Here is a 16,539-nt window from a genome sequence, read left to right as displayed (position 1 = left end):
CAGTCAACTAAACTATTAACTATGGAATTCACCAACTTATTAAAAAATGAGGTTTTGTGGGTCAAGAATTTTAATAAAAAATTCTTTTTCCCCATGCTATGTTTATTATGTGTGCAGGCTGCTATGTCCCAGCAAACTGTTAGCGGTACCATTACTGATCAGCAAGGGGTTCCGGTAGCCGGAGCTTCTGTTGTTGAGAAAGGCACCAATAACGGGGCTGTATCAGATTTTGATGGTAATTATCAAATAACCACAACCGGACAAGGTGCAGTATTAACCTTCTCTTATCTAGGGTTTAAGGCCCAAGATATCCCAGTAGGGTCGTCAGGGGTTATTGATGTGCAACTTCAAGAAGATTTGGAACAATTATCTGAGGTTGTGGTCATTGGTTATGGTACCCAAAAAAGGGAAGAGGTCACCACAGCAATTGCAACGGTAAAAGCTGAAGACTTTAACCCTGGTTTTGTTAGGGATGCAGCGGACCTTGTAAAGGGTAAAGTAGCAGGGCTTAGCATTACAAATGGTTCTGGAGATCCTTCCGCAGGTGCCAATATATCACTTAGAGGGGTTTCCTCTTTGACAGGTGGAACAGCACCTTTGGTGTTAATCAACGGGGTTCCCGGCGGCCTAAATACTGTTGCTCCAGGAGAAATTGAGAGTATTGATGTGTTGAAGGATGCATCAGCAGCAGCTATTTATGGAACAAGGGGTGCAAATGGGGTAATTTTGATCACTACCAAATCAGGAAAAACGAATATGGCCCCAACACTTTCGTATTCACATTATTCCTCGCTTTCATCTTTTAGCAACACTGCTGATTTTGTGGATGCAAATGATGCCAGAGCTTTGATTGCACAAGGAATTACACTTCCGGTGGGTGACGATTTGGGTTATACTACAGATTGGCTTGATGAGATTAGCAGAACGGCCCTTACCCAAAACCACAACCTTAATTTCAGTGGTGGTAATGAGAATTCAACCTATGCGGTAAATGTGAACTATACAGATCAAGAAGGGGTATTTAAAAAATCGTTTAACGAAGAATTTAGATTGAGTGCCGATGTAAGTCATAGTATGTTCGATGGAATTTTAAAGTTCAATGCCAATATTATCAATGGTATTCAGAATACAGGCGCATTGGGTAACGGGGATTCCTTTGACAATAGAATTTATAGGCAAGCTTTGATCCGCAATCCAACCGACAGAGTGCGTGAAGATGATGGCACTTTTGTTCAACGAACCAACAAATTGCAATATGTGAATCCAGTAGGTATGATCGAGCTAACAGATGGTGTCATCGAAAGACGCTGGATGCGATTGACAGGAAATATGACCGTTACTCCAGTAGCAGGCTGGGAAAACAATATTATGGTGGCAACCGATAGGAATAATATTTTTTCTGGTTTTGCCCAGAAAAAAGAGTACCTCGGCTATAACGGAGAGCGTTTTAATGGTTTTGCTTCAAGAGGTACTACACAACAATACACTAATCTTATGGAGATTACCTCCAAATATTCCAAAATCATTGACCAACATAGTTTTTCGGTTTTGGGAGGTTATAGTTATCAATACTTTACCAGTGAGGGAGCCTCTTCAAGCAATAGGGATTTCCCAACAGACGCATTTTCATATCATAATCTAGGGGCAGGACGCGGCATAGATGAAGGAACCGCGTCAGTGAGCAGTTACAAAAATGATGACAGGCTAATCGGATTCTTTGGACGTTTGAGCTATGGGTTTGACTCCAGATATAACATTTTGGCCAGTTTTAGACGTGAAGGTTCTTCCAAATTTGGAGCGAACAACAAATGGGGTAATTTCCCAGCCGTCTCGGCAGGTTGGACCATCAGCAATGAATCGTTCATGGATAATGCAGATTGGGTGAACAACCTTAAGTTAAGAGCTGGTTATGGGGAAACCGGGGTAATTCCTTCCGCTTCCTATCAGTCCCAGACCTTATTGGGATATGCCGGTAATTTTTATGTAGACGGCGAGTGGGTACAAGGATTGGAAGCTCAAAGTAATCCAAACCCGGATTTGCGTTGGGAGGTCTCAAAGGAAGTTAACCTAGGTTTGGACTTTGGTTTTGCAAACAACAGAATCAGTGGTAGTTTGGATTTTTATCAAAAGAAAACCGAAGGCATGCTTTGGAACTATAGTGTGCCAATTCCACCAAACTTGTTTGGGTCTACCTTGGCCAACGTTGGGGAAATGGAAAATAAAGGTTTTGAAATATTGTTGAATGTAACACCCGTTCAAACTTCCAATTTCTCATGGGATGCCAACATTACACTATCACACAACAAAAACGAATTATTGAGCTTATCCAACGATCTTTATGAGATTGAAGGGGATTATGTGAATCTTGGTACCTTAAGTGAACCCGTTTCACAGGTTACCCATAGATTTGAAGTGGGGCAACCTATTGGAACCTTCTGGGGACTTAAATCGGTCGACATCAATGATGATGGACTATGGGTCATTGAGCTGCCAGATGGAACTCTGGAACCTTTTACTGATGCGCTTCAACAAGATGATGCCAACAGACAGTATCTCGGAAACGGTATTCCCAGTTATACTGCCGGTATCACAAACACCTTTAGGTATAAAAACTTTGATCTTAGCTTTGTGTTGAATGGAGCTTTCGATTTCCAGATAATAAATGCACAGCGTGTATTTTATGAATATCCACATGTTGAATACAACGTGTTGAATTCCGCTTTTGACCCTGTGTATGGCAAGGATATACAATTGTCCAACACATTAGGGCAAAATTTTGTAAGTTATTATGTGGAAGATGGAGATTATGTTAAGCTGGACAATATCACTTTAGGCTATAATCTGAATTGCGACCGTTGGGATTTCATTAAATCAGTTAGATTTTATGTAACAGGTACCAACTTGGCCACAATTACAAATTATTCGGGAATTGACCCTGAAATAATTAGAAACAATCCCCTTGTTCAAGGAACTGATGATCGTGATAAATACCCATCAGTAAGCACATTTACACTAGGGCTTAATATAAACTTATAAAATTGCTGGATGATGAAATATAATAAAACAAAAAAATGGATACTCGCTACAATGGCACTTTGTACTTTAGGTGCTGGTTGTACCGATTTGGAGGAAACGGTTTACAGTCAAATTCTTGCCGAAGAAACCGTCTTTACCGCTGACGACCTTAACCTAATTGTGGCCACTCCGTACGCCAACATGAGAGGTATTTATTGGGAGTGGGAAGGACTTTTTGATGTCTATGAAGAGTCTTCAGACCTTTATGTTACACCAAGACGTACCAATATCGGTTGGGGTGCACAATATATTTTGATGCACCAACACACTTGGGGACCAGGGACTAGTCACATAGAGTCATTGTGGTTTAGATCTTACAGGGCCATAAATAATGCCAACAAAGCCATTCTTCAATTGGAGCAATTGGAAGGTGAAGGTGTTGAAAACTACATAGCCGAAATGAAGGCATTACGTGCACTTTGCTATTACATTTTGTACGATAACTTCAGAAACATTCCATTGGTAACACAATTTGATGTGCCAGAAGGATTTTTACCAGAACAAGCGTCGAATCAAGAAGTCTATGATTTTATCATTCAAGAGCTTACTGATGCCTTGCCATTATTGAGCCAGGATAAAAGCGGAGCTACATATGGTCGTTTCACTTATTGGGGTGCCAAAATGACCTTGGCCAAAATGTATCTAAATTCCGAAGTATATATCGGCACACCACGATGGGATGATGCGCTTGATGAAGTACAGGATATCATTGATAGTGGATTGTTCTCAATGGCAGGGGATTTCTCAGATATTTTCGCCATTGAAAATCAAAACCTTCCCGAGACAATTTATGCTATTCCATTTGATCAAATAAATGCTTCTGGCTCGTATTTGGCCTATAAAGCACTGTTGGGATCAAGTAGGGCTACTTTTGACCTTTCTGGTTCGCCATGGGGAGGTAGTGCCGCCATTCCGCAGTTTATAGATACCTATGATGAGGATGATCAGCGTTTGGAAGATACTTGGTTGGGAGGTCCACAGTTTACGAGTTCAGGTGATCCCTTGTTGTTAAACCCAGATGATCCCAATTCCCAATTGGATTATATCAACTATATCAAGAATGTGAACGAGGCAGACGATGCGGATGGTTATCGATTTGTACGTTACGAAATAGGAGCAGGAGACGTAGGAACTACATCCAACGATGTGCCTTTCTACAGATATACCGATGCCCTTATGATCAAGGCTGAATGTTTGCTAAGGACCGGCAGTCCAGATGAAGCCGCTGCCATTGTCACCGACGTTCGTGCCAGGGCATTTAAAGATACTGACCCTGCAAAGGCAGCTGTTACCGGAGCCGAGCTTATGGGTGGAAGTATCTATCAATATGGCGTACAGGAAGATGGAGTGATCACTAACCTAGAAGGTGGCGATGACATAGAATATGGACGATTCTTGGACGAACTGGCATGGGAATTTGTGGGAGAGCATCACAGAAAACAAGATTTGATTCGTTTTGGGGTTTATACCACCAAATCATGGTTTTCTCACACACCTAATGGAGATTACAGGGAAATTTTCCCCATTCCGTTGAGTCAGATGGAGACCAATCCTAACCTGACCCAAAACCCAGGATATTAAACAATTAGCGTTTTGTATTATTTAAAGTTAGTTTGAGTTAGTTATGAAGCCAAGGAAGACGAATTGTCTTCTTTGGCTTTCTTTTTCCAGTTGATACAAAAACTCATCTAGACTTACTTGTTTCCTGAAATTTTTAGTAAATTCTAGTATTAATCTGTTACCCAATCTGATAATCACGGTAGTATGGGACGATTTCTGACACTTTTTTTTGGTTTGACACTTCTATTGCATTCCTGTGCAAAAAAGGAAGAAGCGCCCATTGATGGCAAAATATTTGAAACGTTGCCATCCAACATAACAGGCATAGAATTTTCAAACAACCTCACAGAATCACACGCCCTTAATTATTTTACTTACTCCTATTTGTACATGGGAGGAGGGTTGGCTGCCGGGGATATCAATAATGATGGATTGGTAGACCTCTATTTTACAGGAAATCAAGTTTCCAACAAGCTCTATCTGAATAAGGGCAATCTCAAGTTTGAGGATATTACCGAAAAGGCCGGTGTTGCCGGTGATGGTAGATGGTACACTGGCGTTACCATGGCCGACATCAACGATGATGGTCTTTTAGACATTTATTGCTCCGTCAGTGGTAAGTTCCCACCATTCAACAACCAATTGTTCATAAACAATGGGGATGGGACCTTTACCGAAAAAGCGGCTACCTACGGAGTGGCGGATGCGGGAAATAGCATTCAATCCACATTCTTTGATTTTGATAAAGATGGCGATTTAGATTTGTATGTAGGGAATTATCCCCCTGCCAATTTTAATTCACCCAATGCCTATTACCTTCATAAAATGAAAAACCACACCTATCAGGAAGTGGACCATCTCTATAGAAATGACGGCACAACATTTACCGATGTCTCTGCGCAGGCGGGTATTGCCAATTACGGTCTCACCTTGGGGACTACGGTGGGCGATTTAAACAACGATGGTTGGCCGGACATTTACATCTCCAATGATTTTAGCACTCCGGATTACTTATATCTGAACAACGGGGATGGCACCTTTAAAGATGTTTTACGCCAAAGTACGGGTCACACAGCTTTTTATGGGATGGGTATTGATGTGGCCGATGTCAATAATGATGGTAACCTGGATGTGTATCAACCAGATATGGATTCTCCTATCAACCGAAGGCAAAAAGCCAATATGGTAAGTATGAACCCCGAGCTTTTCTGGAGTACGGTGCGGTCAGGTTTTCATTATCAGTATATGCACAATTGCCTACAACTGAACTCAGGAGTCTTTTTTAACAACATTCCGTATTTCAATAATGTGTCCAGAATGGCAGGCGTGTCTTCAACCGATTGGACATGGGGTGGACTCTTTGCCGACTTCGACAATGATGGCTATAAAGACCTTTTTGTTTCCAATGGAACCCGTAGGGAAGTCAGTAACCACGATTATTTTGATGACCTGGAAGGAAAACGAAACGAATTCCTGAACCTATCCCTCAGTATTCCCTCTGAACGCATGGACAATTTTATGTTCAAAAACAATGGCGACATGACCTTTAAGAAGATGAATGAGGATTGGAACATCAAATTTGAAGGGTTCTCCACCGGAGCCATTTATGTGGATTTGGATAATGATGGTGATTTAGAAGTGGTGACCAATAATTTGGATGATAAAGCTTCGGTTTTCAAAAATAAAAGCAGTGCCATCAACAATCATATCACCCTTCAATTTAAAGGGAAAAAAGGAAATTCATTCGGTTTGGGTACCAGGGTTTATGTTACAACCAACCAACAGACCCAATTACAGGAGATGACACTATCTCGAGGTTTTCAGTCATCAGTTGCCCCGCAGCTCTATTTTGGATTAGGGAATGCCCCTAAGATTGATGAGCTTAAAATTGTTTGGGATGATGGAAAAGAACAGGTGATGCGTGAAATTGACGTCAACCAAATAGTAACGTTGGATTATAACGATGCCGTAGTTGCATCTGAAAAAGCGGAGTCAACGAAGAAGACGATCTTCGATTCATTTAACAAAGGGTCTTTCCCAGTATTCAGGCACAAAGAAAATTATAATGATGATTTTTCAACTCAGGTACTGCTACCCCATAAAATGTCCACTTTTGGACCTGCTCTTGCCGTGGGCGATTTGAATAACGATGGAAAGGATGATTATTTTGTGGGTGGTGCTTCCGGATTTCCGGGCACAATTTTCTTGCAAACAGACGATGGTTTTGATTCCGTTGAGGCGCCTGTTTTGGAAAAGGACAAAACTTCGGAGGATATTGGTGCAGTCATTTTTGATGCCGATATGGATGGAGACAACGATCTGTACGTAGTAAGTGGAGGATATGAATTTTCACCAAATGCAGCTGAGCTGCAGGATAGACTGTATCTAAATGATGGTAAGGGTCAATTGACGAAGGCTTCCAGTGGAGTTCTTCCCAAAATGTTGACCAGTGGTTCCAAGGTGTACGCTGAAGATTTTGATAAAGATGGCAAGCAGGATATTTTGGTCCTTGGTAGACAAACCCCAGGGAATTATCCCAACGCCGCTTCCAGCTACCTCCTTAAAAATGTTGGAGAGAATGGAAAACCGAAGTTTGAGCATTTCTCATCCCAAATAACCGAACTATTGACCAACTTGGGTATGGCCACTGGTGCCTCCATTACCGATTTTGACAAGGATGGTTGGTTGGATATCATCATTGTTGGTGAATGGATGCCTATTACCATTTTTAAGAATTACCAAGGGAGTTTCAGGAACGTTTCAGAAGAAATGGGACTTACTGAAGCGACAAGAGGTTGGTGGTGGAGCATACAGGAAGGAGATTTTGATGGCGATGGGGATATGGACTATATCTTGGGCAATAATGGCCTCAATTATAAATACAAGGCCAAGGAAGAAGAGACCTTCGATATTTATTTTGATGATTTTGATGAAAACGGAAAAGGGGATATTGTTTTGGGATACTACAATCAAGGTGAGCAATATCCAGTTAGGGGTAGAGAATGTTCCTCACAGCAAATTCCAGGGATAAAGGATAAATTCAAGAACTACCAAAGTTTTTCAACAGCAACCCTGCAAGAAGTCTACGGCACGGAAAAATTGGAAAAATCATTGCACTACCAAGTAAAATCCTTTGCCAGTAGTTATATGGAAAACCGTGATGGAAAATTTATTCTTCATGTACTCCCAATGGAGGCCCAAGTTTCAAGCGTGAACAGAATTTTGGTGGATGACTATGACAACGATGGTCATTTGGATGCCCTCTTGGCCGGTAACTTATTTGCCTCAGAAGTAGAAACACCACGGAACGATGCAGGTTATGGAATATTTTTAAAAGGTGATGGAAAGGGCGGTTTAATACCGACTGCCGCAAGCGAAAGTGGCTTTTTTGTTCCGGGAGATGTAAAGGATATGGCCATGATCACAGCACATGGAAAGCCCTATATCTTGGTAGCCAAGAACAATGATTATATGCAGTATGTTCGCATAGGAGGTTAAAATCTTACAGCACTTGGATTTTCAGCAAAGCTGCATGCACCCATTTCAAATTGTCTTAGAAATGGATGCGGCAACCTTATAAGGATAAGTATTATTGGTAAATCCTTACGTAGTCGATTTCCATGGTATCCTCGGTAAAGGTATCCGGGACGTCTCCACCAAGATTACCTCCCATGGCAACGTTCAAGATTAAATAATGCTCTTGATTGAAGGGTTTGTTGGATGAATTTGAAAATTCATAGATCAAGATGTCATCCACATACGTTTTAATGCTGGTACTATTCCATTCCATGGTATAGACATGAAATTCCGAAGAGGCATTGGTGATGGGTAGTTCACCTCCCTCATCATGGTATACTTCGGTGTTGAGGTCGCCCCAGTGATAATGTGAAATGATGATGTTTTTATCCCATCCTGTCTGTTCCATGATGTCAATTTCACCACTTAGCGGCCATCCAACGCTACCATATTGGTCACCAAAGTAATTACCCAATTCATTTACACTGGCACCCAAGGTCCAAATAGCAGGCCAAGTACCGGCAGAGCTTGGGAGTTTCGCACGAACTTCAATCTTGCCATACGTGAATGCAATTTTGGCGTTCAATCTGGCGGAGGTATAAGCTTTTGTAGAACCACTGGCAGTGTAATCTTCTTTAAAGGCTTTTATTTTCAAAGTACCCTCACTTACATTTGAATTTTTTGGTCTATCGGTGTAATGTTGAAGCTCATTGTTGTGCCAATTTCCATTGTCTGGTGGAATGACTTGGTGGTACCACTTTTCGGAATCTGGACTTCCATCATATTCAAATTCATCTGAAAAAATCAACGTTGCAAACGCTTGGTCCGATTTGAACACTTCAATGTTTACGGTTTGGGTCACAAAGTCACCGGTTTCAGAATAAGCCCATGCCACCACAGCGTAGGAGTGGGTGCCATCTTGGGTGAAAGTGTGCTCCAAGGTTCCCGTTGAACTATCGATTTGGTCCCCATTTTCAAAGCGAAAAGCGTATCTGGTAGCATTTGTGGCTGATGCGGCCACTTGGATTCTTCCAGAACCGTCTCCATTGGGATTTAGCTCATTGGAGCCAACGATGGTTATATCAACCGTTAAGTTTGAAGGAATTGTATTGGATTCAGCATCCTCTGAGCTACAGGAGAGCACTAAAGCCAAGGTCAAAAGGGATATGTTGAATAAATTCATTTTAAAGATTTGATAAACAAAATTTCTATTGATTTTTTTCATGGCATTTTTTGGGATTTGGACCTCTACCCCTAAGGGTAGAAGCCCTTCCGATGACTAACTAGCTAACTTAAACCAAAACACATCTGCAACTATCTGTTTTGGATTTGAATCAATTATGAAAATATACATTGTCCACAAAAATGGTCATGGAGCCTGCAGGTTGCCCTGCATAGATGAGTTGTGCAATATTGGCACGTGTGGTCAATCCGGTAAAGTCGGTTAGTGGAATATCCAAGGATATCCATGTACCTTGCTCTGGATTAGAAATCGTAATTTCATGTTCCACATCGTCACCACCATCAAAGGCACCGTTTGCTCCAAAATCTACCAGTTTTATTCTGATTTCGGTAGCGTCCGCCGTCCAAACATCCGTATGAAAATGGGTCATTCCAGAAGCATCTATTTGATTGGCCACGGTTTCAATTCCAACGAAGTTTAAGGAACGGCATTACTTTCCACAGAAATATCTTCCAAAGTGGCTACAGACCAATCTGTTCTCCAGGTATCCACAGGCACATCGGTATAGGCATCGCTGAATAAGGATATTACGTTTGCTTCAGGAACCGTTGGGTTGGTCGCTGCAACCGTAGGTTCTGTAGCGGGCGGATTGTAGAAGTAGATATTGTCGAGGTAAATGGTTCCGTTTCCATCAAATTTCAATTGTATCACATCCGTTAAGTCCACCACGCTTGAAAACTCGGTCAAAGGGATATCAACACTTACCCATTCCCCTGTGGTAATGTCAAAAGAATGGGGCGTTTCCGAAGGTCCAGTGCTGATGAGATAACCGTTCAGTGTGGACGAATCGGGAGTCCAATAATCCACATGTAGCATGGTCATTCCTGAAACATCAAGAGGAGCGGCAAACTGTGTTCCCTGATAGTTCAAGTTTTCATATTTCAAGGTGTTGTTCCCAGCAATATCCTCTTGCGTGACAATTGTGGCCTGACCCCATGCAGGGTTAAAGTCCGTTCCGGCTACGTTGGTGTACGTATCGCTAAAAACGGAAATCACGTTCGCTTCAGGTACGGTGGGCACAGGTGCTCCGGAGGTTGGTTGGGTAGACACACCCGCTTCGTTGTAGAAGAAAACGTTGTCCACATAAACCGTGTTCTGTTTTGAGGGTGCACCTACAAAAATAAACTGCGAGATATGCGCTTGCGTTGTCAAACCAGTAAAATTTGATAACGGAATGTCCAAACTCACCCATTCTTGTTGGGTTGGGTTTTCAAAAACAATCTCGTGTTCGGTGTCATCGCCACCATCAAAAGCGCCATCTGATCCAAAATCCACCAATTTAATTCTAAATTCAGTGGCGTCCGCCGTCCAAATATCGGTATGGAAATGGGTCATACCAGTGGCATCAATTTGATTGGCCACGGTTTCCACTCCCACAAAACTCAATTCACTATATTTTTTCACAGCGTTGCCATCAATTGTGATGTCTTCCAACGTAGCATCGGACCAATCTGTTCTCCAAGTATCCACTGTTACATTGGTATAAGCATCGCTGAAGAGCGAAATAACCTCCAATGGGTCAATAGTGGGAGCAGGTGCAGCGGTAGAAGGCTCGCCGGTTTCACCAGGTTCTTCCACTTCGCCACCTTCACTCATCACGATATCATCAAAGTAATGGGTGGATGGCGCATCTTTTGGACCGTTGAAGTCAAAGAAGAGCACCAACCTATCAAATTTGTCCGAATCACTGGGTGAAAAAACAAAGGAAAGTTCTTCCCATTCATTGGCCACAGTGGTTACTGCCTGTACTTCTTTGGAAATTGAACCGTCTGCACTATCCTCAAACTTCAAAAGGACGATTTGGTCCGCTGCTGGAGCATATACCTTAATATTGACGGTCTGCATTACCGTGAAATCGACCTTGCTGGCCAAGTCAAAGAAAAAGCCGGCCCATGGTTCTACACCATCAGTTTGGTCATATTGAACTACATTTTCAGAGGTGTTTACTCCAGATGCATCTGGATTTTCCACGAAGTCGAGCGTAAACGACCCATCCTTTTCACCAAAGAATTCAACCTCTGGGCCACCGCACTCAAAGTCAATGCCATCGGCAATTTCAGGAACAATGGTAGAAAAAGTACAATCTTCACCCGGCTCCGGTTCCGGCTGTGGCTCTGGGGCCACATATGCGGATGGAGGAGGTGTGTCATCCTCGATTTCACAGGAAAGTATAGTGCCCAATATGCCCAACGCAACGAATAACGAGAGGAAAGGCAATCTTGAACGTGATGTTTTGTGGTTTGTTCTATACTTGTTCATTTCTTTCTGTTTTAATTAATCTTTCGTTGTGCTGAGGTTAGTTGTATCCTTCATTTTGAGGATAATTAGGGCCCAAAAGGTCCATTTGCTGCTGCGGAATGGGCCAATTCTCCATATATTCCCGAAGCAAAACCTTTGGATTACCTTCTGGATAGGACTCATTCATGTTGTCATTGTTCATGTGATCCAACAGGAATTCGAACAATTTTCCGGTTCTTTTCAGGGTATACCAGCGTTGTCCTTCAAAGGCCAATTCGCGTGCCCTCTCATCTAAAATGGCCTGTAGGTCGATGGTGTTTACCGGAGCAGTGTTGGCTCTTTCCCTAACATCATTGAGATACTCCAATGCTTTAGGGGTATTGTTCAACATCATGTGGGCTTCCGCACCAATGAGATAGGTTTCGGCCAATCGGTAGATCATAATATTTTTGAAGTGGTTTCTATCTGTTGGTTCAACGGTTTCATCAAAAAACTTTAATATGCCCGGGTTTTGTCTTCTGTAGTACAGCATAAACTCGTTTTGGTCCGTTGGGCTGTTTTCATACAAGTCTAACGGTTCACCCAACTCCTTTCCTGCTGGAAGTCCACTTTCATCATTATAGGCATATTCAAAGATGTAATAGGTATTGTTTCTGCGCTTATCATTGGGGTCTTCATTGAGGAGGTCGATGGTGTATTGGTTCAACGAGATAAAACCGGCACCTGCACCACCATTTTCCACAGATTGAACCAAACCTGGGGCATCAGAATAGGCTGAGACCATGTTCCAGTTCATAATGTGTTGACTTCCGCCTCCAATGGTTTCCCTTTCAAAATTGATAGCGAAAAGTGTTTCGGAATGGTCCAATTCGCCAGCGAATACCTCTTCGGTAGGTACCAAACTGTGATTGCCACTGGTAATGATGGCATCAGCTTGAGCAGCGGCTTCGGTCCAATCCTCTTCCCACATGGCCACTTTTGCCCTAAGGTGTCTGGCAGCTCCCTGTCCCCATCGTCCAAATTGCTCTGGATTGTAGTCCAAATTATCGATGGCAAAATCCAAATCGGACCGTAGTAGGTAAAAAATTTCTTCAACGGAAGACTTGTCCTGAGGGACATCGAATGCATTCTCAGGAGTTGTAGGTTCAGTGGTGATATAGATATTGTTGAAAAGTCTGTAGAGTGAAAAATAAGCGTTGGCCCTCATGCACATGGCTTCGGCCAATATTTGATTTTTACGGCTTTCATCAATGCCCTCCAAGTTTTCTGCACCTTTTATGATTGCGTTGCAGCGGTCTACAATTCGGTAGTGGTGCACCCAATGCGCATTGATTCCAGAAGTGGTTCCAAAATCGCCCAAACTGGCGCCCCAAAGCAATCTGCTGTACAATGATACTTCTCCGGTTATCCCTACACCCAAGTCACTTTTGGCTTGAAGAATCAACGGATAGGTCCCATTTAAGCTGAGGTCTTGGTAGATTTCCCGGTTAAGACTGTAGAGTCCTACCACGGCAGATTCCAGACCTTCGGGTGTTGTGTATAGGAAATCCACCGAAGTATCTGAACGCAATTTGTCTTCCAAGAAATCTTTTTCACAGGAAGAGAGCACTACAATGGCAGCCACCATTGTAAAGAGTCTTTTTGATAATAAATAAAGGTTCATATTTTTCATATCAATTTTTTTAAAATCCTAATTTGACACCTAGGGTAATATTTCTGGTCTCTGGGAAAGCGGTTTCAAATCCATTTACTGGGTTTTGTTCTGGACTGTACGATCTAAAATCAGTGAACGTGAACAGATTGGTTCCAGTAACATAGACCTTGGCATTTTGCAATCCTATTTTTGAGAAGGTCCTCTTTGGTACATTGTACCCAAGGGTCAACGTTCGTAAACGCACGTAGGAAGCATCCCGCACTGCAAAGGGGAACAGGTGCAAATGTGTGTCTGGTTTTGGTCTTGGATATTCGGTTGATGGGTATTCAGGGGTGTAGTATTTAGCCCTGATGCCGTTTATGGCCCCTTTCCAAAGTTCACCGTTTGCAAGAACAGGATTCAATCTTGTAGCGCCTTGCACAATATAAATATCGGCGAACAGGTCAAAGTTTTTATAGCTGATGGTATTGGTGATGGAACCGTACCAATCAGGGTCTGTATTGGTAAATACATTATCCCTGTCATCAATTTGGCCGTTTCCGTCTTGGTCGATTACCCTAACGTCTCCAGGCTGGGCCAGTGGGTTTCCAGAGCTGGCAATATCATCACCTTCTTGGTAGATACCGTCATACTTGGGCAACCAAATATTGTTGATGGATTGTCCTACGGACAACCTTCTTCCAAATGTGTCGGTAATATCGATTTGGTTTCCGTCATCATCCAATTCCCCGGTAAGAGAAATCACCTTGTTTCGGTTTCTGGAGAACACCAATCCCAAGGACCATTTAAAATCATCCTTGCGAATAAAATTTGTGGTCAACGTGGCCTCAACGCCTTGATTTTCCAATTCCCCTACGTTGAATCTGATCACATTAAAACCAGTGGTTCCTGCAATGGAGCGGTCCAAGAGCAAATCAGTGGTGTTGGCCTTGTAGTATTCAAACGTTCCTTCAAAAAGGTTGTTGAACAATCTAAAATCCACACCAGTGTTCAATGTGGCAGTGGTTTCCCATTTTAGATTGGGGTTGGGCAAACGGGAAGACGCAGTTGCACCCGCTACGGTTTGGTCACCAAATACATAAGGACGATCATCTGCCACGCCCAAGGATTCCAATGGATTGATTCCTTGGTTTCCGGTGGCACCATAACTTACCCTGAATTTCATCTCATTGATGGCATCCAAATTCTGCATAAAGGGCTCGTTGTGCATTTTCCAAGCCACAGAGACGGCTGGGAAGAATCCCCATTTGTTGTTCTCGGCAAATACAGAGGCACCATCAGCCCGAGCGGTGGCTTCCAAAAGATATCGATCTAGATATCCGTAACGCAACCTTCCCAAAAAGGAAAGTAATCTTCGTTGGGAAACATCCCTGAAATTATTGAGCAGGGTAGTGGCGTTTCCATTATAAAGCAACGCATCATTGGTGAAACCTGACTTGTCTAGTTGGGTGTACTCATTGCTTTGCTCATCAAAAGCCTGAACAAATGTTAGGTTTAGATCATGATTGTCATTGATTTTCGGAGTGTAGTCCACAATGTTTTCTACAAGCACCTGCTTGAAAAGCGTGTTGGACAGCACACCAAGTCCATCAATACCTTCGTCCCCGCCAGAATGCAAGGAAGTGCGATACAAACCTCTGTTGGTATTTCTGTTTCTAAGGAAGGTTTTTAACGTATAGCTGAGGTTGGATGTAATGTCATACACTAAGCTTAGGTTGATGTCGGTGAGGTTTATTTTTGTGTCATCCGTTGATTCTCTCTGGTCCCACAATGGGTTAACAGCGGTGTTTGATGGGCCTAAATAGAACTTCACAAGTTCGCCTTCATCATCAAATGGTTTGGCCAGTGGGGTAATGGTGGTGAAATTTAGACCTCCGGTCTCCCTGTCTTGTGTTGCATTCTGATAGTTGATAATTCCGCGGAACAGGAGCTTATCGGTCAATTTTTGGTCGATGTTCAACTTAAAGGTGCCCCTGTTAAAACTTGAATTAGGGATGATACCTTCCTGAGTGAAGTAATTGACACTGGAGTAAACTTTGGTTTTTTCGCTACCCGCAGAGAAGCTCAAGGAATGGCTTTGAATTACGGCATCGCGAAGTACCAAGTCTTCCCAATCCACAAAGTTTTTGTTTTCAATGGCCTCCAATTCAAATGGGGAGAAGATGTTCTCATCACTTATATAAGCGCCGGTGAATCTATTTCTATTGGCCTCCCTTCTAAGGTCTATGAATTGCTGCCCATCGTATTGGTTAAAATTTTTGGTGAGGGTTTGCACTGTGGTATATCCATGGTAGTCAATGCTCACTTTTCCCAATTTTCCGGTTTTGGTGGTGACCAAGATGACACCATTAGATGCTCTGGAACCGTAGATAGCGGTAGATGAAGCATCCTTTAGGATTTCAATATTTGCGATATCATCCGGAGCAACATCATTTAGATTATCAAAAGGCAAACCGTCCACAATAATCAATGGGGAGTTACCATTGGGAGCCACGGAAACATTACCCCTAATAACGATGTTGGAGTTACCTCCGGGGCGGGCATCGCCCAAGTTCACCTGAACACCCGCAGCTCTACCCCGCAGCATTTCCGATACATTGGTGGTAGGTACGCTGGTGGCTTCCTCAACTTCAACGCTGGCAACGGAACCCACAACATTACTTTTCTTTTGGGTACCATAACCGACCACAATGACCTCATCAAGGTTCTGTGTGTCCTCCGTGAGCACAATGTTGAATACATCTTGGCCGCCCACTAGGACCTCTTGTGTTTCAAAACCAATATAGCTGAACACAAGTGTATTGTCGCTTGCTACATCCTCTAGGGTAAACTCTCCGTCAAAATCGGTTACCACGCCATTAGTGGTTCCTTTTACCAGCACATTTACTCCGGGTATTGGTCCGGTAGCATCAGATACAGTACCTGTAACGGTCTTTGTCTGAGAAAATCCATACGCTGTGCATAGGAACACCATTAATTTTATTAAGCCATATCTCATTTTAGAGCGATTTTAATTGAGGGTAAAAATAGATGGCTTAACGTATTCTTAACAAAGGATGCACCTCTATAAAAAACCTACATCATTAAATTATATGGCTAAAAATTGACTATTTCGCATAATAAGGCTTCGAAACCTATGGAATTATAAATATTACGGGGTTTTGTTAAAATTTGATGTGAGGTAGTTGAATTGAGTCTAAAAACACAAAAGTAGAGTTGATGTAGAGGTGTTTTTAGGATTTGTAGAGTACGT

Annotated in this window: 8 protein-coding genes; 3 read left to right on the top strand and 5 right to left on the bottom strand. The window is 42.5% G+C overall.

Features of this window, described 5'->3' with window-relative positions; genetic code table 11:
• Positions 1–21: 21 nt before the first annotated feature.
• The 3 genes from ACFSJE_RS04805 to ACFSJE_RS04795 all read left to right on the top strand — a co-directional run bounded on the left by ACFSJE_RS04805 (position 22) and on the right by ACFSJE_RS04795 (position 8,133).
• On the top strand, positions 22–3,036 hold the full coding sequence (locus tag ACFSJE_RS04805; protein ID WP_379829846.1) for a SusC/RagA family TonB-linked outer membrane protein: 3,015 nt from the start codon (positions 22–24) through the stop codon (positions 3,034–3,036).
• A gap of 12 nt (positions 3,037–3,048) precedes the next feature.
• On the top strand, positions 3,049–4,656 hold the full coding sequence (locus ACFSJE_RS04800) for a RagB/SusD family nutrient uptake outer membrane protein (protein WP_379829845.1): 1,608 nt from the start codon (positions 3,049–3,051) through the stop codon (positions 4,654–4,656).
• 183 nt (positions 4,657–4,839) lie between these two features.
• Positions 4,840–8,133 carry a VCBS repeat-containing protein gene (locus tag ACFSJE_RS04795; protein WP_379829844.1) on the top strand — a complete coding sequence of 1,098 codons (3,294 nt, stop codon included), beginning with the start codon at positions 4,840–4,842 and terminating at the stop codon, positions 8,131–8,133.
• A gap of 91 nt (positions 8,134–8,224) precedes the next feature.
• On the opposite strand, the gene ACFSJE_RS04790 is transcribed toward ACFSJE_RS04795, so the two are convergent.
• From ACFSJE_RS04790 to ACFSJE_RS04770, 5 genes are all read right to left on the bottom strand, one after another.
• Entirely contained in the window at positions 8,225–9,334 is a 1,110-nt protein-coding gene (locus tag ACFSJE_RS04790) for a glycoside hydrolase family 16 protein (RefSeq protein WP_379829843.1), read from the bottom strand.
• Positions 9,335–9,485: 151 nt separating this feature from the next.
• The gene (locus tag ACFSJE_RS04785) at positions 9,486–9,791 is read right to left on the bottom strand and encodes a hypothetical protein (RefSeq protein ID WP_379829842.1); all 306 of its coding nucleotides are present in this window, start codon (positions 9,789–9,791) and stop codon (positions 9,486–9,488) included.
• Between the two features lie 20 nt (positions 9,792–9,811).
• Entirely contained in the window at positions 9,812–11,653 is a 1,842-nt protein-coding gene (locus ACFSJE_RS04780; protein WP_379829841.1) for a hypothetical protein, read from the bottom strand.
• 37 nt (positions 11,654–11,690) lie between these two features.
• Complete coding sequence (locus ACFSJE_RS04775; RefSeq protein ID WP_379829840.1) at positions 11,691–13,304, bottom strand: RagB/SusD family nutrient uptake outer membrane protein; 1,614 nt, start codon at positions 13,302–13,304, stop codon at positions 11,691–11,693.
• Positions 13,305–13,314: 10 nt separating this feature from the next.
• Positions 13,315–16,284, bottom strand: coding sequence for a SusC/RagA family TonB-linked outer membrane protein (locus tag ACFSJE_RS04770; RefSeq protein WP_379829839.1), 2,970 nt, complete (start codon positions 16,282–16,284; stop codon positions 13,315–13,317).
• Positions 16,285–16,539 lie beyond the last annotated feature (255 nt).

Origin of the sequence: Flagellimonas iocasae, assembly GCF_042682725.1 — a bacterium.
Lineage (GTDB): Bacteria > Bacteroidota > Bacteroidia > Flavobacteriales > Flavobacteriaceae > Flagellimonas > Flagellimonas iocasae.
Note: the sequence above shows the minus strand (reverse complement) of the source record. Positions and strands in the feature narration are given on the sequence as shown.

Bases quoted from the DNA above. Each gene is read 5' to 3' on its own strand.
- ACFSJE_RS04795 (WP_379829844.1), top strand. From the start codon at position 4,840: ATGGGACGATTTCTGACACTTTTTTTTGGTTTGACACTTCTATTGCAT.
- ACFSJE_RS04775 (WP_379829840.1), bottom strand. From the start codon at position 13,304: ATGAAAAATATGAACCTTTATTTATTATCAAAAAGACTCTTTACAATG.
- ACFSJE_RS04790 (WP_379829843.1), bottom strand. From the start codon at position 9,334: ATGAATTTATTCAACATATCCCTTTTGACCTTGGCTTTAGTGCTCTCC.
- ACFSJE_RS04805 (WP_379829846.1), top strand. From the start codon at position 22: ATGGAATTCACCAACTTATTAAAAAATGAGGTTTTGTGGGTCAAGAAT.
- ACFSJE_RS04770 (WP_379829839.1), bottom strand. From the start codon at position 16,284: ATGAGATATGGCTTAATAAAATTAATGGTGTTCCTATGCACAGCGTAT.
- ACFSJE_RS04800 (WP_379829845.1), top strand. From the start codon at position 3,049: ATGAAATATAATAAAACAAAAAAATGGATACTCGCTACAATGGCACTT.
- ACFSJE_RS04780 (WP_379829841.1), bottom strand. From the start codon at position 11,653: ATGAACAAGTATAGAACAAACCACAAAACATCACGTTCAAGATTGCCT.